This window comes from Echinicola sp. 20G, assembly GCF_015533855.1.
Classification (GTDB): domain Bacteria; phylum Bacteroidota; class Bacteroidia; order Cytophagales; family Cyclobacteriaceae; genus Echinicola.
Genome location: NZ_AP024154.1, coordinates 1448667 through 1471679 on the forward strand (window position 1 = coordinate 1448667; position 23013 = coordinate 1471679).

Below are 23013 nucleotides of genomic sequence, written 5' to 3' on the forward strand. Positions count from 1 at the left end.
TTGGGTAAATCATCCTTAGTCTAAAGTGTATCCATCTGATAAAGAGTTGTTAAGTAAGGTCAATCAAGGCTGTAGAAATGCTTTTAGGCAGATCTATGAGGCCCATTGGGAGAGCTTATACCAAGCAGCTTATGCTAGGCTTTTGGATCAAGTGATGGTGGAGGATTTAGTGCAGGAAATTTTTATTGACCTTTGGAATCGAAGGGAATCTTTGGAGCTTCATTCCACGCTTAAGGCCTATTTGCACACGGCGGTCAAATATCAGGTGCTTAAAAAGTTGGATGCCCAAAGGATCAAAAGAGAGCTTGAGATTGCAGGTCAAGATGTTCTTTATTATCAGGAGGATGTTTTAGGTTTTCAGGATCTTTACCAAGAGCTCGAGGTAGCCTTGGAAAAATTGCCCGAGAAGTCACGATTGATTTTTACCATGAGTAGGTTTGAAGGGCTTTCTACAGACGAAATAGCCCAAAAGCTCAACCTTTCCCCACAAACCATCCACAATCGAATGAGTCAGTCTTTGTCACTCATCAGGACAGAATTAAAAGAATATGCACCTGTCATTGCCTTGATGCTGCTTAACTAATGCCCTTTCCCTTCTTTACTGCTTAGATACCACTGGTCAGTTGTGATTTTTTATGTTATCAAAACATCAAGTAGCTATTTTATTCATAACAATTCATTAATCATTTTTTTCGGTAGTGGACCTGTTGATTGATCACTATATAAGTGAACAGTAGCAATACATACCAGTGAATAAACAAGTAAACAATTTGATTCAAAAAGCACTTCGGGGAAAAATCAGTTCCGAAGAAAAAGCCGCATTGGATCAGTGGTACCTGGAGCAAGAAAGGGCTGAAGTAAAACTCAGAGACCATAAGGGAAGAAACAAACAGCAGGTCAAGGAAGAACTATTTTCCAGCATTGAAAGGCATACTAGTCCGAGTAAAGCGCTTTATCCGAAGTCACAAACTCATTTTACCCATGTCAGATGGGCCGTCGCAGCCTCATTGGTTCTGGTGATGGCTTTTGGGTGGCTGATGAAAGGAGTTTGGTCCCCGGAACAGGAAATCATGGTGGCAGAGGACTCCTTTGAACTTTTTGAGAATCCTACAGGGGTAAAAAGGAAAATCAAGCTTCCTGATGGCACGGTCATCCATTTAAATCACAATAGCAAAATATATGTCTATAAGGATTTTAACCAAAGGAGACTTACCAAACTGGAGGGGGAAGCTTTTTTTGATGTGGCCAGAAATGAAGCTTTGCCATTTACCATACAAACTGAAAAACTGGAAACCGTAGTGTTGGGCACTTCCTTTAATATCCAAGCCCGAAAGGGAATGGCAGAAAAGGTGGCAGTACGGTCTGGAAAGGTGCGTGTGGCCCTTCAGGGAGACAAGGATCAAGCCCACTTCTTAGAAAAAGACCAGCAGCTGCAACTGATCGATGAAAATGCGGAGGTAGACAATATTCCCGATCTGGAAAAGGAGTTTGGGTGGATGGAAGGAAAGCTGGTTTTTCGACAGAACAAAATGCCTGAAGTGGTTAAGATGCTGGAGGATTGGTATGGAGTACAAATAGAAGCAGACTTTAAGACATCCATTTCATGCGAGCTTACCGGTACTTACCAAAACATGAAGTTAGAAGACCTGCTAGAGGCCGTAAAATATTCTATTCCCATGAACTATAATATCAAAGATAAAAATGTAAACATTCGATTTAAGGGCTGCTAAAAAAAGCGGAACTGTTCCCGCAGTCCCGCTTAAGTAGATGGCAGATTACAATTCCTAGTTCTAATCACACCAATCAATCAAAATTATGAAAAAAAAATTACTTGAATCCTTAAAGTGGTTAACGATGAGGCTATTCGTTATGATTTTTCTTTGTCATGTAGGCACGCAGTTGGTCATGGCAGAAAGGGTTAACGCCCAAAAATTGGAAGATACCTATGTTCGCTTGGGCCATAATGCTTATGCGATCAATAGCGTCTTTGCAGAGGTGGAGCGGCAGACCAACTTCAAATTTTCCTATGAAAGTGGTTTGGAAGTTTCCCAAAAAGTGGAAATTTCAAAATCAAGACAAGATTTGGAGTCCTTGCTCAAGGAGATATCCAGTCAGTCCAACTTGAAATTCAAGCAGGTCAATACAACCTTGGCTGTAAGCGAAAAGGAGAAAAGGCCAGAATCTATTGTTGCTGAGCAGATCAATGTCCAAGGGATCGTAACAGATGCAGAGACTGGTGAAAGTTTGCCAGGGGTAAACATTCTGCTCAAGGACAAAGGCCGGGGAACAGTGACCGACTTGGAAGGGAACTTTACCATTCAGGTGGAAAAAGGTGATGTTTTGGTCTTTTCCTACGTAGGTTACCTTAACCAGGAAGTAAAAGTGGAAAATAACTCGACTTTGAAGGTGAGTTTAGCCTTGGATAGTAAGGCTTTGGAAGAAGTAGTGGTGACTGCTTTGGGAATCAAGCGAGAAGAAAAGGCCTTAGGTTATGCTACCCAAAAAGTGGAAAGTGAGCAATTGCTTGATGCCAAATCCAATAACTGGGCTGATGCCTTGGTGGGTAAGGTTGCGGGTTTAAATGTGCTTTCATCCGGTTCAGGACCTATGAACTCTACCCAGATCAGCCTCAGGGGAGATAATTCCCTTAATCCAAATGGCAACAGCGCTTTGATCGTATTGGACGGCGTTCCCATGAACAGTGGATTGACCAGTTCAGGGGTCAGCAATGCTTACGGCGCAGGTTCTGGAAACGATGTGCCCATTGATTTCGGTAATGGCATTGCAGACATCAACCCGGATGATATTGAAAACATTACGGTTTTGAAAGGTGCTAGTGCTACCGCACTTTATGGTAGCCGGGCAGCCAATGGTGCCTTGGTGATCACCACCAAATCAGGAAATAAAAAGGACAAAGGCATCGGCGTATCGATCAATACCAATGTGAGCGTCAACGATGTGCTGAGATGGCCAGATTCACAATATGTTTACGGTCAAGGTACAGGTACTGCTTTCAATGAGGCTGGCGAACTGTATTATTCCTATGGCGCTTCAGAAGATGGTAAAAGTACCGGAGGAACCAGTAGTGCTTTTGGGCCAAAGTTTGAGGGGCAATATTACTATCAGTATGATCCGGAATTAGAAGGACAATCTGCGGAGCGACAACTATGGAGGCCTTATGAAAATAACGTAAAAGACTTCTGGAGAACAGGCTTCACGGTTTCCAATAATATTGCTCTCGAAGGAGGAACTAAAAATGGTGGTGTCAGGGCCTCTTTGACCCACACCAAGAATGAATGGATCATGCCAAATACAGGTTTTGAGCGGTATGTGGCGGCTTTGAGTGTTCACCAAAATATTACCGATCGATTAAAGCTGAATGCCAAGGTCAATTATACCCATAAGCAAAGTGACAACCTTCCTGCCACTGGCTATAACAACCAATCCATTGCTTACTTTATGATCTTCCAAAACCCAAGCATTGACTTGGATTGGTACCGCCCTATTTGGAAAGAAGGAATGGAAAATGTGGAGCAGATCCATCCATTCAGTAGCTATATCGATAACCCGTTCTTGATTGCGTATGAGATGACCAACTCCGTGAACAACAACGCGGTACTTGGAAATCTTTCAGCTACCTACAGCTTTACTGATAAGTTGGACTTGATGGTTCGTTCAGGTGTTGCGATGAGCCAAGAGGAAAGAGCACAGCAGAGACCATACAGCTCCGCCAATTTCCAAAGAGGCTATTACAAAGAGCAAGACATCACCAACTATGAAATCAATACGGATTTCTTGTTGACTTATAGGGATAAGTTGGGAGAGAAATTTGACATGAGCATCAGTGCCGGAGGAAACACCATGCGCAGGGAATACAGAAATGTAAATGCTTCCGTTGATGGCTTGGTGATTCCAGGAGTTTACAAGTTGTCTAACGGTATCAACAACCCTGTATTGACAACTAGGGATAATAACCGTCAGATCAACAGTCTTTATGCATTGGGTTCATTTTCCTATGATGAGAAGATCTTTTTGGATTTGACTGGGAGAAATGATTGGTCAAGTACACTACCTGTACAAAACAATTCCTTCTTCTACCCTTCTGCCAGTTCCAGTTTTGTATTGACAGACCTATTCACCCTTCCTAAGGCGATTTCATTTGCTAAATTCAGACTTTCTGCAGCTCAGGTAGGTAATGATACTGATCCTTACAAAACTAAAAAGTACTACGGTCAAAGTGAATTCCCGGGTTCTGGTTCTGTGCCTACTACACTGCACAATGTAGACTTTAAGCCAGAAATCACTACCAGTTATGAAACAGGTTTGGAATTTATCCTTTTGGAAAGAAGGTTGGGCGCTGACATCAATTTTTACAAGAGCATAACCAAAAACCAGATTTTGGAAGTGCCTGTGGATAGAACCACTGGCTATAGCAGGGCAGTGTTGAATGCGGGAAAAGTTAGGAACCAAGGAATTGAATTGGTTTTGAATGGTTCTCCTATTTTGAAAACCAACTTCAAGTGGAAGACTTTTGTGACCTGGTCGAAGAATGATAATAAAGTTTTGGAGTTGGCTGATGGAATTGAAGACAGCCAGACCATTGCAACGGGTGGCCAAGCGTCGATCATTGCCAAAGTGGGCGGAACCACAGGCGATATATATGGATATGGTTTTGTCAGAAACCCAGAAGGGCAGATCGTTTATAATGCTAATGGCTTGCCAGAGCGACCTAGCGAGATCCAATACATCGGCAATGCATATGCAGATTGGAAAGCCGGTTTCAGAAATGAATTTACCTACAAAAACTTCAGACTAAGTGTCTTATTGGATGGGCAATATGGTGGAATGATTTATTCCCAAACCCATCATAAAATGTCCGAGCAAGGGAAATTGATGCATACCCTGATGGGCAGGGAAGATGGTTTCATCATAGGAGATGGTGTAGTGAGAAATGATGATGGCTCTTTCTCTCCAAATACTACCGAGGTTTCTGTTCCAGCCTATTACAAAGATTACTACAGAAGGGCCAATGTGGAGTCCAACTCATTTGATGCGTCATTTATCAAGTTGAGAGAGGTAAGGTTTGAGATGAATGTTCCTTCGGCTTGGTTACAGCGGGTGTTGATTCGTCAGGCTTCCTTTGCGGTGTATGGCAGAAACCTGGCCTTGATTTCTGACTTCCCCATCTTTGATCCGGAAACAGCAGCGCTCAATGGAGGCTCTTTAATGCCTGGCGTAGAAATGGGACAAATGCCAACCCCAAGAACATTCGGTGTCAACCTAACTTTAAAATTGTAAATAATATATAAGCGATAAATCATGAAAAAGTCTTTCTATATACTACTAATGATGGTTTTGGTACAAGGTTTTCAAGCCTGTACTGGAGACTTTGAAGAGATCAATACAGATCCCAACCGAATTGACAAGATCAGCCCGGGCACGCTATTGAACCCTATTATCTATAGTGTAGCTAGCTATAATACTGACCGTGCAGATGCCTGGACATTCAATATCATGCAAGTGGGCCTGCCTTTTCCAAGCGCATCTGGCGGTTATCATCGCTACGATATCAGCGAGTCAGCCGGTAATGGAACATGGAATACCTATTATCGTTGGCTGATCAATATCAAAGAAATGCGGGAAGCAGCCATAGCTTCTGAGGATCCAAATTATGAGGCCATTGCGATGACCTTGAATGCATGGGTGTACAGTCAATTGACTGATAGCTTTGGTGATGTGCCCATGGAAGAGGCCAGTAGGGCTGAAGAAGGAATTCTGAGACCAGCCTTTAATACCCAAGAAGAAGTTTACACACAGATTTTGGCTGACTTGGAGACGGCCAATGGCCTTTATGATTTGGAAAGGGATATGGTTTATGGTGATGATATTCTTTTTCATAATGATGTGGCCAAATGGCAGAAATTCTGCAATTCCCTTCGACTAAGGTTATTGCTAAGAGTATCCAACAGGGCTGAAATGAATGCCTATACCAAAATGGCAGAAATGGTGGCCAATCCTGAGACTTATCCCGTTTTTGAAAATACTGCGGAGTCTGCTATACTGCAGATCACAGGGGTAACGCCCAACCTATCCCCTTGGGGCAGATCCATTGACTTTACCACCTTTAGGGCTATGGGTGAATTTTTCTTGGAAAACCTCAATGAAATGGATGATCCAAGAAGGTCAAAATTTGCCACACAAGCCAGGGAAACCGATGGTGTAACGACCATAGGATACAAAGGCATCCCAAGCGGTTATGCGGGAAGTGAAAATCAATTTGATTTTATTCCTTCCAACCATAACCGGGCTTTGGTGGAGGCACCAATGATTTCCTTGATCCTGACCTATGCAGAGGTGGAACTGATCAAGTCAGAGTTGGCACAAAAAGGTTATATTACTTCTGATGCAGCCGTGCATTATGAAAACGGTGTGACCGCAGCTATGGAACAGTGGGGGGTAGAGACTCCTTCGGGCTACTTTGATAATCCAGCTGCCGCTTATGATGGAAGCTTAGAGCGTATCATGCTCCAGAAGTATTATGCACTGTACTTCAATGACTATCAACAATGGTTTGAGTATAGAAGGACTGGTTTGCCTATTCTACCTAAAAACGAGGGAATGCTCAATGACCAGCAAGTGCCTGTTCGCTTTATGTATCCAGTGGATGTGCAAATCAATAACAAAGAAAATTATGATGCTGCTGTAGCCCGCATGGGATCTGACGATATCAACACCAAAGTGTGGTGGGAGAATTAATAGAGTCCTTTTGGTCGATATAACTGGAGTTTGAAAATCTTATCTCCAGCTTTAAAATGATCAAAGGGTAGCACATGAAATAACCATTAAATCCATCCAGCAGTTCTTTAAGTTCAGCTGGATGGATTTTGGACATATTTATCAAACTTAATTGAGAAGTATATTTTACATATTAAACCAACCAAGTAAAATGAAAAAACTGCTTTTATCAGGTTTGCTTTTGGCTTCAGCATGGACTGCCATGGCTCAGGAAACTGCCAAGGGAACGGTTTATGAAGACCTGAACGGTAATGGAAAAAAAGAAGGCCGCGAAAAGGGCATTGCCCAAGTGGCGGTCTCCAATGGAGTGGAAGTCACCTTGACTGATGAAAAGGGTCGTTATGAGTTACCTGTGACAGATGATCAGATCATTTTTGTGATCAAGCCTTCTGGTTATCAGGTGCCTGTGAATGATAAAAACTTGCCCCAGTATTTTTACATTCATAAGCCCGAAGGTTCTCCAGAGACAGAATTTGCTGGCGTAGCCCCGACTGGCAAGCTGCCCAAGAAGGTTGATTTTGGATTGATCCCATTAACCGACAAGTCCAACTTCACTGCTTTGATCTTTGGGGATCCTCAGCCTTACACCATTGAGGAAGTCAATCACTTTGATAATGGGGTGGTTTCAGAAGTGACTGGAATTGAAGGAATTGATTTTGGCCTTTCCTTGGGTGATTTGGTGGGAAATGATCTCAGCCTTTTCAAGCCTTATATTGATGCCACAGCTAAAGTAGGTGTTCCTTGGTACAATGTATTAGGTAACCATGACCTTAACTTTGATGTGAAAGAAGACCATTTGGCTGATGAAACCTTTGAGGCACATTTTGGCCCTGCCAATTATGCCTTTAACCATGGAAAGGTTCACTTTATCGTATTGGATGATATCCTCTATCCAGATCCTAGGGACGGCAAGAGCTATTGGGGTGGATTTAGAGACGATCAGTTGACATTTGTTAAAAATGATTTGAAGCATGTGCCCAATGATCACCTGATTGTACTGGCTTTTCACATTCCACTGAGTGAACCAGATGGGGACCCGTTTGTAGATGAAGATAGGGAGCAGCTGTTTGAGTTGTTAAGTGACTTCCCATACACATTATCCTTATCTGCGCACACTCATTTGCAGAAGCAGGACTTTTTCTTTGAAAAAGATGGTTGGAACCAAAAGCATCCCCACCACCACTATAATGTGGGAACCACTTCTGGTGATTGGTATTCCGGTACGTTGAATAAGAAAGGGATTCCCAAGTCAACCATGAGAGATGGAACACCAAAAGGCTATGCTTTTATTGATTTTACAGGAAATCAATATGAAATCCGCTACAAAGTGGTGGATCAAGCTGATGATTACCAAATGGAGATTTTTGCACCGAAGGTGCTGGAAAAAGATAAAAGAACTTCAGCGGGTATTTTTGTGAACTTTTTCATGGGAACTTCTGAGGATCAAGTAATGTACAGAATCGACAATGGCCCTTGGAAGAAAATGACTTACCTGGAAGAATACGATCCAAGCTATATGTTGGATGTTTATCAGTGGGACACCACAGAGCAGCTTTTGGATGGCAGGAGACCCTCCAACCCAGTGAAGAGCACCCACCTTTGGAGAGCAGGAATCAATGCCAAAGAGGAAAAGGGCGTCCATACCATTGAAGTTGAAGCTACGGATATGTTTGGCAAGAAACATTATGGTAAAAAGACCTACCATATAAAATAATTTTTTTGATTTAGTTTGTAGCCGGGAAGCCTATTGGCTTTCCGGCTTTTTTTATTTAATATGCTTATTGATTGAAAATTTCGCTAAACCGTTTTATCTTTTCAGAAAAAAACATCTAGCCCCCAGAGATAACCTATAAATTTATGGATAGAAGATTAGCCTTGAAACAAATGGCTCTTTTGACGGGAGGATTGGCGCTGATTCCAGGATGTGATTTCAGCGAGGAAAAAATCCTGGCCGCCTATGATGAGCTTCAGATTACAGAAGGACAGCAAGAGATGCTGAAACTTTTGGTAGATACCATCATTCCTAAAACGGACTTGAAAGGAGCTGCAGAGCTGGGGGTACATGATTTTGTGCTGGTGATGGCCAATGACTGCCTTGGTGAAGCAGATCAGACCAAATTTGTCAATGGACTGAAAGGTTTTGACGAGTATGTCAAAGCTAGTTTTGGTAAAAGGTTCACTCAAATGGATAAACCAAAAGGGGAAGAAACCCTTTTGGCCATTATGGGCAAGGAAGCTGGCGAGGATAAGGACTTGGAGCAGTACCAATACTTTTTGAATACCACCAAGCGGTATACCCTGCAAGGTTATATGGCCTCTGAATATGTAATGACCGAGTTGATGCCTTATCAGCTTGTGCCGGGCCCAAATTTTAAGGGCAGCAAAAAAATAGTACCAGGAGAAAAAGTGAACATCAATGGCTAATCTGAATATTAATAGCGTAAAGGAAAAAACATATGGAGCCATTGTGATCGGCTCTGGGATGAGTGGTGGATTTGCGGCGAAAGAATTATGTGACAAAGGAGTAAAAACCTTGGTACTGGAAAGAGGAAGAAAGGTAGAGCACAACAAGGATTACCCCACTACCAATATGATGCCTTGGGAATTTAAGCATCGCGGTCAGATTCCTGAGGATGTTGTCAGAGAGAATCCGGCTATAAGTAGGTGTTATGCTTATCGGGAAGATGCAGCCCACTTTTTTGTGAAAGACACAGATCATCCCTATATCCAAGAAAAACCATTTGATTGGATTCGAGGGTACCAAACAGGTGGGAAATCATTGCTTTGGGCCAGACAGGTGCAGCGTTGGAGTGATTTTGACTTTGAAGGGCCTGCCAGAGATGGCTTTGCGGTGGACTGGCCGATCAGGTACAAAGAGCTGGAACCATGGTACAGTTATGTGGAGAAGTTTGTAGGGGTATCAGGATTTTATGACGGGATTGATAATTTACCCGACGGGGAGTTTCTGCCTGGAATTGAGCTGACGGCGGCCGAAGAATATTTTAAGCAACAAATGGCAGAGAAATATCCCGGTAGGCATGTGATTAGCGGGCGTTGTGCCCACATTACGGGTAATGCAGAATACTATGCCAAGCAAGGGCGAGGTATTTGCCAGCACCGGACATTATGCCAGAGAGGATGTCCTTTTGGGGGCTATTTTAGCAGTAACTCTGCTACTTTGCCTTGGGCAGCCAGGACGGGAAATTTGACCATGCAGAATGATGCGGTGGTTCATTCCATTATCTATGATGAGGAAAAGGAAAAAGCAACGGGTGTTAGGGTCATTGATGCCAATACCAAAGAAATGACGGAATACTATGCGCCGATCATTTTTGTAAACGCCAGTGCTTTGAATACTAACATGATCTTGCTCAACTCTACCTCCAAAAGGTTTCCTAATGGATTGGGCAATGACAATGGCTTAATGGGTAAATACGTGGCCTTTCATAATTACCGGGGAGGAATTTCGGCAGAATATGATGGGCTTAAAGAGTTTACCACAGAAGGAAAAAGGCCAACCAGTGGTTATATGCCTCGATTTAGAAATGTGTACAAACAGGAAACCAGCTTCCTAAGAGGGTATGCGGCCGGCTTGTATGGAAGCAGAAGCAAAGAAGTTAATTATGATGGCATAGGCAGTGATTTGGTAAATAATGTGATGAATCCATCTTATGGTCCCTGGAAAGTCGGTTCGCACATGATGGGCGAAACGATTCCCAAGGAAAGCAATTATGTGGCTTTGGATTCGGATCAAAAAGACGATTGGGGAATGCCTTTGATCAAGATCAATGTAGATTACGATCAAAATGATGAGGATATGCTTAAAGATTACCAAGAGCAGATGGCAGAAATGTTTGATGCGGCTGGCTTTACCAATATCCGCACTTGGGATGATGGAAGAAGACCTGGACTTGACATCCATGAAATGGGTGGGGTGCGCATGGGCCATGACCCAAAAACCTCTTTGGTGAACAAACACAATCAGTTACACGCATGCCAAAATGTGTATGTGACCGATGGAGCCTGCATGACATCAACCAGTACGCAAAACCCTTCATTGACTTATATGGTTTTTGCAGCAAGGGCGGTAGATCATGCGATGAAAAACCAAGGTTGAGAAAAGAGAGAGAGAGAAATGTCAATAAAGCAATGCTACTTCCTAATGGAGGTAGCATTTTTCGTTTATATTGATTTGGAAATAAGCGCAACCTGAAAGGTTTTCTTGGGGCTTAGCGTAAGGTTGAGGGTTTATTAAATATTGTTAATCAGTGTGTTAAAGAAATTTAAATCAAGATTTTACTGGTGATTATGCCCTAGCTTGCGCTTAGGTTTTTAATTCATCAGCATGATCAAAATATTTACTTTAATACTATTTTTTGTTTCCCTTACATCTTCAATCTATGCCCAAGATGATGAGCTTTTGGTCAAGGGTAAGGTCGTGGATGCCCAATCGGGGAAGCCTATCCCTGTGGTGAGGATCAGCAGTTCTATTGAAAGGGTTTCTACCAATGATATGGGTGAGTTTGAGATCAAGACAAAGGAGGGAGACCAGTTGATTTTTGTGCATTTGACTTATTTACCTAAAACCATTCAAATAGATGGAAATAGTACTGAGAGTTTGTTGGTCCGGATGGGGGAAAGAATGTTGGAGCTTCAAGAGTTTGAAGTAAGTGAGATGCCGAGTGAGCAGGTCTTCAAGGAAGCGATCATGAATGCGAATCCCGCTCATGCATATGAACAGAATATCATGAAGAATAATCTTAATACCATCATGATAATGAAGGATTTAAGCTATTTCCATGACTTTAGCAGTTACAATACTTTGTTGAAGAATGTCAATACGAATGGAGGCGTCACTTTCTTTTCTACCAATCCCTCCCTTGGGTTGATTGGGGCGTTAAAGAAGGTCATTAACGGTAAGCCGCGTGTGAAGTATTTAGGAGAAGAGTCTGCAGGTGATGCAACAACCAGACCCTTGTGGAAGAACCCTCTTGAGGTCGATTCGTTAAAAATAGAGTAGTATTCACGCTAAAATTTCATTTTAAGCAAAATTTTAGTGTTTGCTCTTCGTTAATATGTCGTGTTTAATGGGTAAAATGCTGTTTGTCAGCATTTAATGGAATGTGAAGAAAGATCTTTAAGTTTTAACATCCACAAATTATTTGAATTATGAAAGATCCCGCCTATGAACTTTCCAGTATCATTGTAACCATTTTACAGGTTGCGTCAGCGATGTTTGGCGGTCTGTTTCTTTGGTTGAGCATCATGGCGTTCAATGGTCAGGAAATGATGAATTCTTTCTTGAAAATGGCCGATGACCCCCATTATGTCAGTGCTGAAGAAGCCTTTGTAGCTGGTTTGGTATTACTGGGGATGTTTATCCTGTGTATTGCTGCCTTCTTTATTTTGCGGTATCTGAAAAGAGTAGTGAAGAAAGAGACCAATCAACTGGGCTTGCAATAGACAAAAAATAAGCTGTCTCAAAATTTAAAATCCGCCATCACAAATTAAGTGATCTTTATGCGCTCTCACTGAACGTATGATAAGATTCTTCTCCTTCATGCCTGTATGACAAACGAAGCAAGGCGGAGAAGTAATGACGAGGACTTTTGAGACAGCCTATAGTTTCTTAATGATGGTGATGTCCACCTGGTCCATGAACATGGCCATGGTCTATTTCTTCTTGTTCAGCCTCTCGGATATCAACTATTTCACCTTTAAAGTAGAGGTCGTATCCCGCTAAAGGAGAATTGAAATCCATATGGACACCTTTGTAATCCACCTTAAGGATTTCCCCCCTAAGTTGGTTGCCCTCGTCATCCTGCATGGGGATCACCCGACCTACTTTTAGCATGTCTTTGTTCTTCTTGCCATCTTCCTTGAAATTGGATTTAGGGATAATGGTTACCTTACTTTCGTCATAGTCGCCATAGGCATTTTCATAATCAATAAATACCTCAAAGGTGTCTCCTACGCTCTTGCCTGCTATGGCTTCCTCCAATGCTGGAAGGGTGTTTCCTGCTCCAAATAGAAATGGAAAAGCTTGCTCTTTGCTTACTTTTTCCTTGAATTCTTTGCCATTTTCTCCATCATCAATGTGCAGCTCATAAGCTACACTGACTACTTTATTTTTTTCTGCTATCATGATTTTTAAAGGTATATAGCCCAAAAAGGGTGAAATGCCCTTTCAGGTTCCCAAAAGTAAAAAATTATTTCCAGTGAAGGTTGAGTACAGAAAAGCTTTGTTAAATTCAGGTAAAAATCAACCTGTTACAGCATGGAAATATTTTTGCAGAGTGAAACCTGGATTGCCCTATTGACATTGACATTTTTGGAAATTGTCCTAGGTGTAGATAATATCATTTTTATTTCCATTGTCTCCAATAAGCTCCCTGAAAATCAACAGCCAAAAGCCAGAAATTTAGGCTTACTCTTGGCCATGTTTTTTAGGGTAGGGCTGCTTTTGGGGATTTCCTATATTATCCAGTTTACAGAGCCATTGTTTACTGTTTTTAATCATGGTTTTAGCGGCCGAGACCTGATATTGGCTGGTGGAGGACTGTTTTTGCTGTTCAAGTCCACCATGGAAATCCACCATAAGATGGAAGGGGAAGTAGAAGAAGTAAAAGCCAAATCTGGAGCTTCTTTTGGAAGTGTGTTGGTTCAGATTATTCTTTTGGACATGATATTCTCCTTTGACAGTATTTTGACGGCTGTGGGTTTGGTGGACCATGTGATCATCATGATCATTGCGGTGGTTATTTCTTTAATGATCATGATGGCTTTTGCAGGTAAGATTAGCCGATTTATCAATGAACACCCAACCTTGCAGGTTTTGGCATTGAGCTTTTTGATTCTTATTGGGGTAATGCTTTTGGTGGAAGGTTTCCATGTAGAAGTGCCCAAAGGCTATATTTATTTTGCAGTATTTTTCTCTTTGGCCGTGGAGCTTGTCAATATGAGGATGCGGAAGAAAACGGCCAAGAAACCAGTGGAGCTCAAACCTAGGATGAAAGAGTCAAAGGAGTAAGGTGAATGAATAAAAGTCCGTAATGTTATAAGTAAAAAACAGTGTATGATTTTTAAGGTTTCTTGATCTTTAATTCAAGAGTATTGGCTATATGCCCAACTGCATAAATGCTTTGCATTGATGAAAAGAACCAAATCCCTATAACACAAACTAAGTCTTGGAGCCTTCTGCAAAGGCTGGCAAAAGAGTTCGGTTTAATATTTCTTCTTAAAAAGAATTAGAAAAGGCCTATACATCCATGTGTTTGAATGAGTGTAGCTTTAATCCTCTGTTTCTTCTAATTTTTCAAGGTATGCTTTTCGATAGCTAGACCAGATTTCGTAGATGGGATCTCCTTTAGAGCTCAAACCACTATGATGCCATGCGCCGTCTTTTACTTCATAGTCAAAGCCGAGGGAAGCCCCTACTCTACTATCGTCCCTACTGAAAAAGGTGATGTATTCGGTGTACTTGCCATTTTGGGCAGTATAATTGCCTCCTCCAGTACCACTGAACTCCTTGGTTTCGGAGTTGAAGGCAATCCATTGGAATCTTCCACCGCCTAGGATTTTTACGGTTCTTCTGGCTCCGGGTGTCATTGTGCTGATTTCGTCTCCTCTTTTTCTACCAGTAATTACCCAAGTGCCATTGAGGTCATCGTCGCGGTCAGAGACCTTTTCCCAAATTTCAATGACATTTTCTCCCTTCTTCATATAGGAAAGGATGAGCTTTTCATCTAAAAAGTCTAAGTTGTACTGTGTAGAGGCACCGATTTTATTGGGATTGCTGGTATAGAAATCAAAAGTTTCGGTATAGCTGGTAGAGTCTTCCAAAGTGTAAAGTCCTCCTCCTGCACCTAAAAAGTGGTTGGTATCCATTTCCTTATTCCCGAAAGCAAAATAGCCATCTTGATAAATTTTGATGCATTCTTGATCCTTTACGGGAATACCATTGAGGTGGGTAAGTTTCCAGGCTCCTTCTAGTTCTTGAGCGAAAACACCGATGCTAAAAATCAACAGGGGCAATAAGATTATCTTTTTCATGGCATTTTTTCTTTATTCTTCTCCTAATTTACAAAAATCAACACGTACCATTTTTATCTTTGAAGAACTTTGGTACTTTTTACATCAATGGTGTAATCGAAATGCCAAAATCATAAAATTAGGTTTATGGGGAAATTCACATTAGGAAGTACCAAGGAGGAAGTATTTGAAATGCTGCCAGAGGGAAATATAAAAGTAACCCAGCTGGGGGCCAAGAAGCTTTGTGTGGTGCGTAAAGGTGAGGAGGTTTATGCTTTTGAGCAACTTTGTCCTCATCGGGGAGCACCGCTAAAGGACGGCCATATCAATGGTTATGGTGAGGTGATCTGTGTGCTCCATTCCTATCGTTTTGATATGAAAACCGGCCAACTCAAATCCGGAGGGAGTTGCGGGGATCTAGAGGTTTACCAGACCCATTTGACGGATAGTGGACTGGAGATTATGGTTTGAGTGAGAGATTTAATATAAAAGTAAGTCCACAGATAAAAACATAGATGCTTACTATCAAGGCTGGTCAACACAGGTTGGATCAGTGTTTTTTTGTGTAAATAAAAGATGTGAAATTAAAATTGAGGTAAAAGTTTTTTGGATGGAAAAAATTCTCAGGTTCTATAGAGAAAATCTTGTTTTCATTTTTCTAATGATAATAATTATTATCCTTTTTTTAATCGATATCAGAGTTATTGATACCTATGTAGGTTATCACTATCCACCAATTGAACTAGAATCTCCCAACATTCCATTAGCCGTCCTTATTTTTATACGGAATTTATCTGGGCTATTAATGCTAAGATATCTATATAAAAAGAGAGAGAATATTTTGAACCTCTTCTACAACTTTTATAATTTTTATGACGACCCCATTTCCAATGATATCCCTGCTTTAATAGACGAAGGGAGAGTCAATAAAGAAGCTGGGATTTATATTATGGAAAAAAATTTAAGCTTGTTATCAGGGTCTTGGTATTATCCAGCTGTTGTGCATGAAAGAAAAAAAGACGTTGAAGAAAAGCTTCCGGAAATTATTGAAGTTAAGAACAGTAAACTTGGATATTCTATACTTGGCTTTATTTTCCTTATTTATCTATTATTACAACTAATGAATTTTATTGAATCAATAAATACATTATCAATGAGTAATATATTAAGGCTTAGTCCTGTATTTATATTTGCTGGTTTCGCTATCTATTTTTTTCGGAAAGCATTATCAAAAAAAGTGATTATGAAAATTAGTCAGTTAGGAATTTTAGTAGATGCAAAGCTATATAAATGGTCAAATATCAAATATGTTTATTTTGAAATATATGGAGGAAAGAAGAGACACCTCACGCTACATATAATGCCTTTAGATTGTGATAATCCTATCGAAATTAATCATGATTTACATTATAAGAATTATAACAGGAAGCAACTTGGACATATCTTGGAGACCTATCATAGGAGGTATAGTTGAGGCCCCTATTTATTCTACCACCAACACTTAGGGAGTGAAGAAGTAAAGTTTTTAACCCCTTTCAAATACAATTGCAGCCCAGTTGTCTTTTACTTTTTGTCCTTTCAGCCTTAAACCTAGCGATTCAGCGCGGTATTGTAAGTCAGGGATGTCATGCTCATAAAAGCCGCTTAGAAAGAGATTGGCATCTGGTTTCATTAGGGAAACATAAATCTCCATTTCGTCCAGCAATACATTTTTATTGATATTGGCCATAACAATGTCAAATGGACCTTTTGGGTTGACCTCGCGGATGGTGCCATGTCCCATTTTGACCTTATTCATGCCGTTGAGCTCAAAATTCTCGTTGCCATTTTCTACGCACCAATTGTCGATATCAAAGGCTTCGATATGGTTTGCCCCCAACTTGTGGGCCATAATCGCCAATATTCCCGTGCCTGAGCCTATATCGATCATGCTTTTGCCTTCATGGGATACTTCCAGCTGATGGGAAAGCATTAGATAGGTGGTGGCATGGTGCCCTGTACCAAAAGACATTTTGGGATTGATCAGGATGTCATATTTGACATCCTCTTTAGGGGCATGGAATGACGCACGGACATAGACTTCCTTGCCAATGGAAATCGGATCATAATGCTTTTCCCATTCTTCATTCCAGTTTACCTTGGGCATTTTACCTTCCACCACAGAGATTTCTGCGGCTTCATGGTATTGCTGAATGACTTGGTCATAGGCTTCCCGGTCAAAAAGATCTTCCTGAATATAAGCTTCTACCCCATCATCAGTTTCCAAAAATGAATCAAAACCAACTTCTGCCAATTCAGCTATGAGGATTTCTGTAAAATCTTGATTGCAGGTTATTTTGAACTCCAGGTATTCCATGATTTAATTGAAAAGTAAAAGGCTTGTTTCAGTAATAGTAAGAAAGCACTCCCGCCTTTTGAGCGGGAGTGCTGAATTATTAGAATGATTTGATAATGTCTACGAAGTCTCTTGATTTGAGCGAAGCGCCACCGATCAATCCACCATCTACATCAGCTTTGGAGAAAATCTCCTGGGCATTGTCCGGCTTACAGCTGCCACCATAAAGGATAGAAGTCTCTTCAGCGGCTTTCCCATATTTTGAGGCCAAGTGTGCTCTGATGGCTGCATGCATTTCCTGAGCTTGGTCTGAGGAGGCTGTTTTACCAGTTCCGATGGCCCAAATAGGTTCATAAGCGATCACCAACTTGCAGAACTCTTCTTCACTTAGACCAAAAAGGCTAGCTGTCAATTGCTCTTTGACATAGTCTTCATGGGTTCCAGCTTCTCTGATTTCCAATGGTTCACCGCAGCAAAAGATAGGCGTCAGGTCATTGGCCAAGGCTTGCTTTACCTTTGCAGTAAGTTCCTCGTTGCTTTCCTTGAAATATTCTCTTCGTTCGCTGTGTCCAAGAATCACATATTTGGCACCGAATGAAGCAAGGATTTTAGCAGAAGTTTCGCCTGTATAGGCGCCAGATTCCTTATCCGAGCAGTTTTGTCCGCCAAGGAAAATATTATCCACTCCACCGATCAATTTTTTCACATTGGAAGCATGGACAAAAGGAGGGTTCAAAACGACCGTTACGTCACTGATTCTTTCGTCTTGTACCATATTGACAATTTCAGAAGTCAGCTTTTGGCCCTCTTCCTGCGTTCCATTCATTTTCCAGTTACCGGCGACGATTTTTTTGCGCATGATAATTTAGGTTAGGTTTAATATATTTGATGAGAAAAAGTCTTTTCCTGATTTTTGATGTACAGGAGAAGAAATTTAGATGCTAAAATTACATAAAATGTCCTTCCTAAGAAAAGATTATTCCAATGAGCAGCAGAAAAAAACACTGACACCTGGACAAGCCAAGGTGAAGATTGCTGCTTTTTGTGCCTATCAAGAAAGGAGCCAGCAGGAAGTCAGGGACAAACTGTATGATTATGGATTGTACAGCGATGAAGTGGAGGAGCTGATTTCGGCGATGATTACTGAAAATTTTATCAATGAAGAACGCTTTGCCCAATCCTACGTTCGAGGCAAATTCAACCTCAAAAAATGGGGAAAGATTAAAATTGAGCAAGGATTAAAGCAGCATAAGCTTACGCCAAACTGTATCCGGCTGGGGATGCGGGAAATTGATGGGGACAAATATTGGGAGAGCTTATTAGATCTGGCGGAAAAGAAATGGCAAGCAGTAAAGGAAAATGACCCTTTTAAGAAAAAAGTCAAGGTCCATCGATATTTGCTTGGTCGTGGCTTTGAAAATGATTTGGTCCAGGCGGCTTTAGAGGAAATCAAGAAAGATGTTTGAGTGTAAATAAGTCTTCCTGCTCCTGAGGAATCACTTTGAGCACATTGGCGAGTACCAACCTAACCAAGGTTTTAGAGGCAATAAATTTAGGTAATCGGGCAATCTTGGAATATTCCTTTAGCGTAATCGAAGTTTTTTCATTGAGGGCCTGCATCAGCTTGGTTTCTTTTTCTCCATAGCTAAAGATAATGTCCTTTTCCTTTTTACTACGACGAAGAATTTCCCAAACTTCCCTACTGGCCTGAACGGTGCGGTCTTCTACCCTCACAAAAGATTTTTTTTTGCCTTGGTCATAAAGATAATGGGGTCTTTTGGGGCTTTTTTCAAAGTGATATACGGCTACGCCTTTTTTCTCATTGATAGGGATCACCCATTTCTCAAAGTCCACCATCGGACGGATCAATTCTTTGATGGCTTTGTCCAGCACATATACATCTTCATCGATGTACCGCTGTCCACTGACCGTTTTGTCATCATCCACCCCGATGAGTAGGTAACCGCCTTCCGTATTGGCCAAAGCGATGATTTCTCTGACAATTTTTTCAGGGTGTGCTGCCTTCTTTTTGAATTCAATATGTAAACCTTCCCCTTTTTGGGCCAGTCTGCTCACCTCCTGAAGTGTCATTTTCTAAGTCATTTAGTTGATCAAAAAGCTGATGCCAGCTCTTAAACCTGCTACATTGCTTACAGCATAATAATCCACCATTCCCTCTAATCTAACACGGTAAGAAAGGTTGAGGGTATAACCTGCTCCAAAGGCCAGGTCACTGTCTTTGCCTATCAAGCCCCGCATCCTAATGAAAGCTGGTTCCAGAGGATAATACCTCCCTCCCAGTGTGACTTGGTTGGGCCTATTATAGTTAAACTCATATCCGCCTGAAAAGGATATATTGTACCAATGAAAATAATTGGTTTCAAGTCCGATTTGGTATCTTCTGATGACTCCCGGAGCATCAGTTCTGGCCAGGTCAAAAGCGCCTGAAACAAGATAACTTCCCTCTGCTTGCTGTGCTTGGGCATCCTCGCTGACCCAAAATAAAAAAGGGACAGCCAGTAATAGTAAAATTTTTCGCATCAATCCATTCTTTTGAGCTCTTCCAATCTTTTCTTTAATCCCTGCCATTCATCGCGCAGCCTGGCAGCTTCCATAAAGTTGAGGTCCTTGGCGGCTTTTTCCATTTGCTTTTGCGTTTGAGGGATTAATTTTTCGAGCTTGTCCTTGCTCAAATATTGTACCACAGGATCTGCGGCATAAGCTTGTTCTTCGGTAAAATGATCGTCGTAGAATTTGGCGTTTTTCTTACTGTCTGCCACTTTGGTTTGTCCCATGATTTTATCGCGGGATTTGATGACCGTTTTCGGCGTGATGCCATGCTCTTCGTTATAAGCCATTTGGATGGATCGTCTCCTTTTGGTTTCATCAATGGCCTTTTTCATGGAATCGGTGATTCTATCCGCATACATGATCACTCGACCATTTTCATTTCTCGCTGCCCTACCGATGGTCTGCACCAAACTTCTTTCGTTTCTTAAGAAACCTTCTTTATCAGCATCCAAGATGGCAACCAGGGATACTTCCGGTAAGTCAAGTCCCTCTCTCAAAAGGTTTACTCCGACCAATACATCAAATATGCCGAGTCTTAGTTCCCGAAGAATCTCGACCCTGTCCAAGGATTTAACCTCAGAGTGAATATAACGACATTTGATACCGGCTCTTTCCAAGAATTTATTGAGTTCTTCGGCCATTCTTTTGGTAAGTGTGGTGACTAGCACACGGTCTCCTTGCTTGATGGTTTGATCGATTTCCTCTAAGAGGTCGTCTATCTGATCGCCACTTGGACGAACTTCTATCAAAGGATCCAAAAGGCCTGTAGGTCGAATGATCTGTTCCACCACCACTCCATCTGTTTGGTTGAGTTCATAATCTGCCGGTGTGGCACTGACGTAGATGACTTGGTTGGTAAGTGATTCAAATTCATCAAACTTAAGCGGGCGGTTATCCAAAGCAGAGGGCAACCTAAAACCAAAGTCCACCAGGTTTACTTTTCGCGAACGGTCACCTCCCCACATTGCCCTGATCTGGGGAATGGTAACATGGCTCTCATCTATAACCAAAAGAAAATCATCCGGAAAGTAATCCAAAAGACAGAATGGCCTTGCACCGGCACTTCTCCGGTCAAAGTAGCGGGAATAGTTTTCCACACCCGAACAATAACCCAATTCGCGAATCATTTCCAAATCAAATTCAGTCCTTTCGCGCAGTCGGGTAGCTTCCTCCAGCCTCATGTCCTTTTCGAAAAAGGAAATTTGAGACATCAGGTCATCTTGAATTTCTTTGACAGCTACATCGATCACATCCCTGCCTGTTACGAATAGGTTGGCAGGGAAAATAGTGATCAACCTTTCTGAGGATATTTTTTTTCCTGTGGTCGGGTCAATGGTTTGGATAGCTTCTATTTCGTCTCCCCAAAAATAGATGCGATAGGCAAAGTCAGCATAAGCGACAAAGATATCCACCGTGTCGCCTTTGACCCGGAAAGTACCATGTTTGAACTCGACGCTTGCTCGGCTGTAAAGGATATCCACTAATTTGAAAAGCAATTGATTTCTTGGGATTCTATCTCCTTCCTGCAGCTTCACCACATTTTTTCCAAATTCCTCTGGATTACCAATACCATAAATGCAAGAAACAGAAGCAACCACTATGACATCTCTTCTTCCGGTCAAAAGGGAAGAGGTAGCACTTAACCTCAGCTTTTCTATTTCTTCATTGATGGAAAGGTCTTTCTCGATATAGACGCCACTCGTAGGAATAAAAGCTTCTGGCTGATAGTAATCATAGTAGGAGATAAAGTACTCCACGGCATTTTCCGGAAAAAACTGCTTGAATTCTCCATATAGTTGGGCGGCCAGAGTTTTGTTATGACAAAGGACCAAAGTAGGTTTTTGGACTTCCTGAATTACATTGGCTACGGTGAAGGTTTTTCCAGAACCAGTAACTCCCAGCAGTACCTGAGAGGGTTCCCCGCTATTGATCCCTTCCGTGAGGTTTTTGATGGCAGTGGGCTGATCTCCTGTGGGACTGTAGTCAGATATTATTTTGAAATCCATAGTTTTTCCTTGGTGTCCTTAACAAACGTCAAAGGCGGGGAGAAAAGTTTTTAGCTTTGAAGATTTCTCCGGTAAGCCTTGATCCTGTCCAAATTATAATATAGGTAGTTGGTTCTTAAAATCACAACTAAAATCAGTGGTAAAATGCTAGGGTGAAATGATTGCCAACCTAAAATCCAGAATACAACAGCTGCATCTGCTAGAATGAGGGCAAACAACAAATACTTTTTCACCCATTCGGCTGGGTATTTTAGATTCAAACCATAAGCCAAAACTCCATGCAGCGGAAATGCCCAAAGCAAGTTCCAGTTGTACTTGGTGGTGCTGTGCTCAGTGAAGAACCACAATAAGACCACCATAATGCCCAAAAGGGAAAGGATGATAAACAAAGCTTGGTCAAAGCCCACAAACAAGCGCTTTTTCTTAAAGCCTATGAAAGTAATTACGATAAAGAAAATAGCAATCAGCCAAAACAGAAAATAGGGATTGAAGATACTACTTTCAATCTTTACTGGAGGTAAATCTAAAACTGTTGATTGGCTTTTCACCAAAGGCCTGGTGGGACCATCACCTACAATTTCAGCTTGCGCAAAAGCAACTTCCATATAATCTGGAAGGAATTGTTTTTCCCTTTCTGTGGCATCCACATCGATTACACTGCCCAAAGCGAGGTCAATGCCCAAATCACCCCAAGGAAGAGGGTAAACATATTCATCAATAAGGTCTCTAAAAGTCTTTTCCTCTGTTACTTCAGTTTGTTTCCATTCCAGTTGATCTCCTAGAATGGTTTCTATCATATCGCGGATTCGGGTGGCACAGTTATCATAAAAGAAGTCGTAACGATAGTATCTATTGTCGGGTTGGTAGTTGGTTTGTAAAAATGCTACTACTTTGGCTGCTTGTTGTGGATTGAGGCCCAAGACTTGCTCCCGAACACCTCTTTCTAGATAGGTATAATGATCGATAAATTGTTGATAAGTACTGATACTTAACATATAATCAAGTTTTCCTCTAGCGAACTTGAGGTAAAAATTGGGTGTGTCAAAATCAAAGGTTCCATAGTTGAAAACCAAATCTCTACCTGTTTGAAGGTCAATCACTCTCACGGCATTATGCCCAAATACACTATAGAGCTCTTCTCCAGGATCACAAGTTAAAAGGCTGATTTGGTATTGCTGTGCATTTAAATGACTTAAATTCAATAAGATAAATAGAAAAAATAGAGCGATTTTTTTCATGAGAGTAGAGATATTATTAAATTGAATACTCAGTAAT

General features: G+C 41.4%; 21 protein-coding genes. 13 read left to right on the forward strand and 8 right to left on the reverse strand.

The window, feature by feature from the left end:
* Positions 1–25 precede the first annotated feature (25 nt).
* From JL001_RS06435 to JL001_RS06475, 9 genes are all read left to right on the forward strand, one after another.
* Positions 26–583, forward strand: coding sequence for an RNA polymerase sigma factor (locus tag JL001_RS06435; RefSeq protein ID WP_236252732.1), 558 nt, complete (start codon positions 26–28; stop codon positions 581–583).
* Between the two features lie 166 nt (positions 584–749).
* A complete protein-coding gene (locus JL001_RS06440) occupies positions 750–1730 on the forward strand; it encodes a FecR family protein (protein WP_200975310.1) in 981 nt (326 codons plus the stop codon).
* Positions 1731–1815: 85 nt separating this feature from the next.
* Positions 1816–5298 (forward strand): SusC/RagA family TonB-linked outer membrane protein, encoded by a 3483-nt coding sequence (locus tag JL001_RS06445; RefSeq protein WP_200975311.1) that lies wholly within the window; start codon positions 1816–1818, stop codon positions 5296–5298.
* A 21-nt stretch (positions 5299–5319) separates the two neighbouring features.
* Positions 5320–6756 carry a SusD/RagB family nutrient-binding outer membrane lipoprotein gene (locus JL001_RS06450; RefSeq protein WP_200975312.1) on the forward strand — a complete coding sequence of 479 codons (1437 nt, stop codon included), beginning with the start codon at positions 5320–5322 and terminating at the stop codon, positions 6754–6756.
* Between the two features lie 190 nt (positions 6757–6946).
* A complete protein-coding gene (locus tag JL001_RS06455) occupies positions 6947–8509 on the forward strand; it encodes a calcineurin-like phosphoesterase family protein (RefSeq protein ID WP_200975313.1) in 1563 nt (520 codons plus the stop codon).
* Positions 8510–8652: 143 nt separating this feature from the next.
* Positions 8653–9219: a gluconate 2-dehydrogenase subunit 3 family protein gene (locus JL001_RS06460; RefSeq protein WP_200975314.1), complete on the forward strand. Its 567-nt coding sequence runs from the start codon at positions 8653–8655 to the stop codon at positions 9217–9219.
* On the forward strand, positions 9212–10912 hold the full coding sequence (locus tag JL001_RS06465; RefSeq protein WP_200975315.1) for a GMC oxidoreductase: 1701 nt from the start codon (positions 9212–9214) through the stop codon (positions 10910–10912). The genes JL001_RS06460 and JL001_RS06465 overlap by 8 nt, the downstream gene beginning before the upstream one ends.
* 228 nt (positions 10913–11140) lie before the next feature.
* Positions 11141–11815 carry a carboxypeptidase-like regulatory domain-containing protein gene (locus JL001_RS06470; protein ID WP_200975316.1) on the forward strand — a complete coding sequence of 225 codons (675 nt, stop codon included), beginning with the start codon at positions 11141–11143 and terminating at the stop codon, positions 11813–11815.
* A gap of 149 nt (positions 11816–11964) precedes the next feature.
* Entirely contained in the window at positions 11965–12258 is a 294-nt protein-coding gene (locus tag JL001_RS06475; protein ID WP_200975317.1) for a hypothetical protein, read from the forward strand.
* 166 nt (positions 12259–12424) lie between these two features.
* On the opposite strand, the gene JL001_RS06480 is transcribed toward JL001_RS06475, so the two are convergent.
* Positions 12425–12940 (reverse strand): peptidylprolyl isomerase, encoded by a 516-nt coding sequence (locus JL001_RS06480; protein ID WP_200975318.1) that lies wholly within the window; start codon positions 12938–12940, stop codon positions 12425–12427.
* A gap of 132 nt (positions 12941–13072) precedes the next feature.
* On the opposite strand from JL001_RS06480, the gene JL001_RS06485 reads away from it, so the two are divergent.
* Positions 13073–13825 carry a TerC family protein gene (locus JL001_RS06485; RefSeq protein WP_192011913.1) on the forward strand — a complete coding sequence of 251 codons (753 nt, stop codon included), beginning with the start codon at positions 13073–13075 and terminating at the stop codon, positions 13823–13825.
* A gap of 260 nt (positions 13826–14085) precedes the next feature.
* On the opposite strand, the gene JL001_RS06490 is transcribed toward JL001_RS06485, so the two are convergent.
* Positions 14086–14847 (reverse strand): hypothetical protein, encoded by a 762-nt coding sequence (locus JL001_RS06490; RefSeq protein ID WP_200975319.1) that lies wholly within the window; start codon positions 14845–14847, stop codon positions 14086–14088.
* A 126-nt stretch (positions 14848–14973) separates the two neighbouring features.
* On the opposite strand from JL001_RS06490, the gene JL001_RS06495 reads away from it, so the two are divergent.
* Together JL001_RS06495 and JL001_RS06500 are read left to right on the forward strand one after the other, a co-directional pair.
* Positions 14974–15297 carry a Rieske (2Fe-2S) protein gene (locus tag JL001_RS06495; protein ID WP_200975320.1) on the forward strand — a complete coding sequence of 108 codons (324 nt, stop codon included), beginning with the start codon at positions 14974–14976 and terminating at the stop codon, positions 15295–15297.
* Between the two features lie 139 nt (positions 15298–15436).
* The gene (locus JL001_RS06500; RefSeq protein ID WP_200975321.1) at positions 15437–16300 is read left to right on the forward strand and encodes a hypothetical protein; all 864 of its coding nucleotides are present in this window, start codon (positions 15437–15439) and stop codon (positions 16298–16300) included.
* Positions 16301–16351: 51 nt separating this feature from the next.
* Here JL001_RS06500 and prmA read toward each other — a convergent pair whose 3' ends face one another.
* Both prmA and tpiA read right to left on the reverse strand, forming a co-directional pair.
* The gene (prmA, locus tag JL001_RS06505; protein ID WP_200975322.1) at positions 16352–17182 is read right to left on the reverse strand and encodes a 50S ribosomal protein L11 methyltransferase; all 831 of its coding nucleotides are present in this window, start codon (positions 17180–17182) and stop codon (positions 16352–16354) included.
* 79 nt (positions 17183–17261) lie between these two features.
* Positions 17262–18020, reverse strand: coding sequence for a triose-phosphate isomerase (gene tpiA / locus JL001_RS06510; protein WP_200975323.1), 759 nt, complete (start codon positions 18018–18020; stop codon positions 17262–17264).
* Between the two features lie 97 nt (positions 18021–18117).
* On the opposite strand from tpiA, the gene JL001_RS06515 reads away from it, so the two are divergent.
* Entirely contained in the window at positions 18118–18627 is a 510-nt protein-coding gene (locus tag JL001_RS06515) for a regulatory protein RecX (RefSeq protein ID WP_200975324.1), read from the forward strand.
* Here the strand turns inward: JL001_RS06515 and JL001_RS06520 are convergent.
* Genes JL001_RS06520 through JL001_RS06535 form a run of 4 tightly spaced genes read right to left on the reverse strand, consistent with a single transcriptional unit; the run spans position 18611 to position 22976 of the window.
* On the reverse strand, positions 18611–19252 hold the full coding sequence (locus JL001_RS06520) for a helix-turn-helix domain-containing protein (protein WP_200975325.1): 642 nt from the start codon (positions 19250–19252) through the stop codon (positions 18611–18613). The genes JL001_RS06515 and JL001_RS06520 overlap by 17 nt on opposite strands.
* 12 nt (positions 19253–19264) lie before the next feature.
* Entirely contained in the window at positions 19265–19702 is a 438-nt protein-coding gene (locus tag JL001_RS06525) for a hypothetical protein (RefSeq protein WP_200975326.1), read from the reverse strand.
* Positions 19702–21738: an excinuclease ABC subunit UvrB gene (uvrB, locus tag JL001_RS06530; RefSeq protein ID WP_200975327.1), complete on the reverse strand. Its 2037-nt coding sequence runs from the start codon at positions 21736–21738 to the stop codon at positions 19702–19704. The genes JL001_RS06525 and uvrB overlap by 1 nt, the downstream gene beginning before the upstream one ends.
* Positions 21739–21788: 50 nt before the next feature.
* Positions 21789–22976 (reverse strand): DUF4105 domain-containing protein, encoded by a 1188-nt coding sequence (locus tag JL001_RS06535; RefSeq protein ID WP_200975328.1) that lies wholly within the window; start codon positions 22974–22976, stop codon positions 21789–21791.
* Positions 22977–23013 lie beyond the last annotated feature (37 nt).

What these genes read in the sequence shown, in the direction of transcription:
- JL001_RS06450 (WP_200975312.1), top strand. Translation starts at nt 5,320, where the DNA reads ATGAAAAAGTCTTTCTATATACTACTAATGATGGTTTTGGTACAAGGT.
- JL001_RS06525 (WP_200975326.1), bottom strand. Translation starts at nt 19,702, where the DNA reads ATGCGAAAAATTTTACTATTACTGGCTGTCCCTTTTTTATTTTGGGTC.
- JL001_RS06490 (WP_200975319.1), bottom strand. Translation starts at nt 14,847, where the DNA reads ATGAAAAAGATAATCTTATTGCCCCTGTTGATTTTTAGCATCGGTGTT.
- uvrB (WP_200975327.1), bottom strand. Translation starts at nt 21,738, where the DNA reads ATGGATTTCAAAATAATATCTGACTACAGTCCCACAGGAGATCAGCCC.
- JL001_RS06465 (WP_200975315.1), top strand. Translation starts at nt 9,212, where the DNA reads ATGGCTAATCTGAATATTAATAGCGTAAAGGAAAAAACATATGGAGCC.
- JL001_RS06460 (WP_200975314.1), top strand. Translation starts at nt 8,653, where the DNA reads ATGGATAGAAGATTAGCCTTGAAACAAATGGCTCTTTTGACGGGAGGA.
- JL001_RS06520 (WP_200975325.1), bottom strand. Translation starts at nt 19,252, where the DNA reads ATGACACTTCAGGAGGTGAGCAGACTGGCCCAAAAAGGGGAAGGTTTA.
- prmA (WP_200975322.1), bottom strand. Translation starts at nt 17,182, where the DNA reads ATGGAATACCTGGAGTTCAAAATAACCTGCAATCAAGATTTTACAGAA.
- JL001_RS06495 (WP_200975320.1), top strand. Translation starts at nt 14,974, where the DNA reads ATGGGGAAATTCACATTAGGAAGTACCAAGGAGGAAGTATTTGAAATG.
- JL001_RS06455 (WP_200975313.1), top strand. Translation starts at nt 6,947, where the DNA reads ATGAAAAAACTGCTTTTATCAGGTTTGCTTTTGGCTTCAGCATGGACT.
- JL001_RS06470 (WP_200975316.1), top strand. Translation starts at nt 11,141, where the DNA reads ATGATCAAAATATTTACTTTAATACTATTTTTTGTTTCCCTTACATCT.
- tpiA (WP_200975323.1), bottom strand. Translation starts at nt 18,020, where the DNA reads ATGCGCAAAAAAATCGTCGCCGGTAACTGGAAAATGAATGGAACGCAG.
- JL001_RS06475 (WP_200975317.1), top strand. Translation starts at nt 11,965, where the DNA reads ATGAAAGATCCCGCCTATGAACTTTCCAGTATCATTGTAACCATTTTA.
- JL001_RS06500 (WP_200975321.1), top strand. Translation starts at nt 15,437, where the DNA reads ATGGAAAAAATTCTCAGGTTCTATAGAGAAAATCTTGTTTTCATTTTT.
- JL001_RS06515 (WP_200975324.1), top strand. Translation starts at nt 18,118, where the DNA reads ATGTCCTTCCTAAGAAAAGATTATTCCAATGAGCAGCAGAAAAAAACA.
- JL001_RS06480 (WP_200975318.1), bottom strand. Translation starts at nt 12,940, where the DNA reads ATGATAGCAGAAAAAAATAAAGTAGTCAGTGTAGCTTATGAGCTGCAC.
- JL001_RS06445 (WP_200975311.1), top strand. Translation starts at nt 1,816, where the DNA reads ATGAAAAAAAAATTACTTGAATCCTTAAAGTGGTTAACGATGAGGCTA.
- JL001_RS06485 (WP_192011913.1), top strand. Translation starts at nt 13,073, where the DNA reads ATGGAAATATTTTTGCAGAGTGAAACCTGGATTGCCCTATTGACATTG.
- JL001_RS06535 (WP_200975328.1), bottom strand. Translation starts at nt 22,976, where the DNA reads ATGAAAAAAATCGCTCTATTTTTTCTATTTATCTTATTGAATTTAAGT.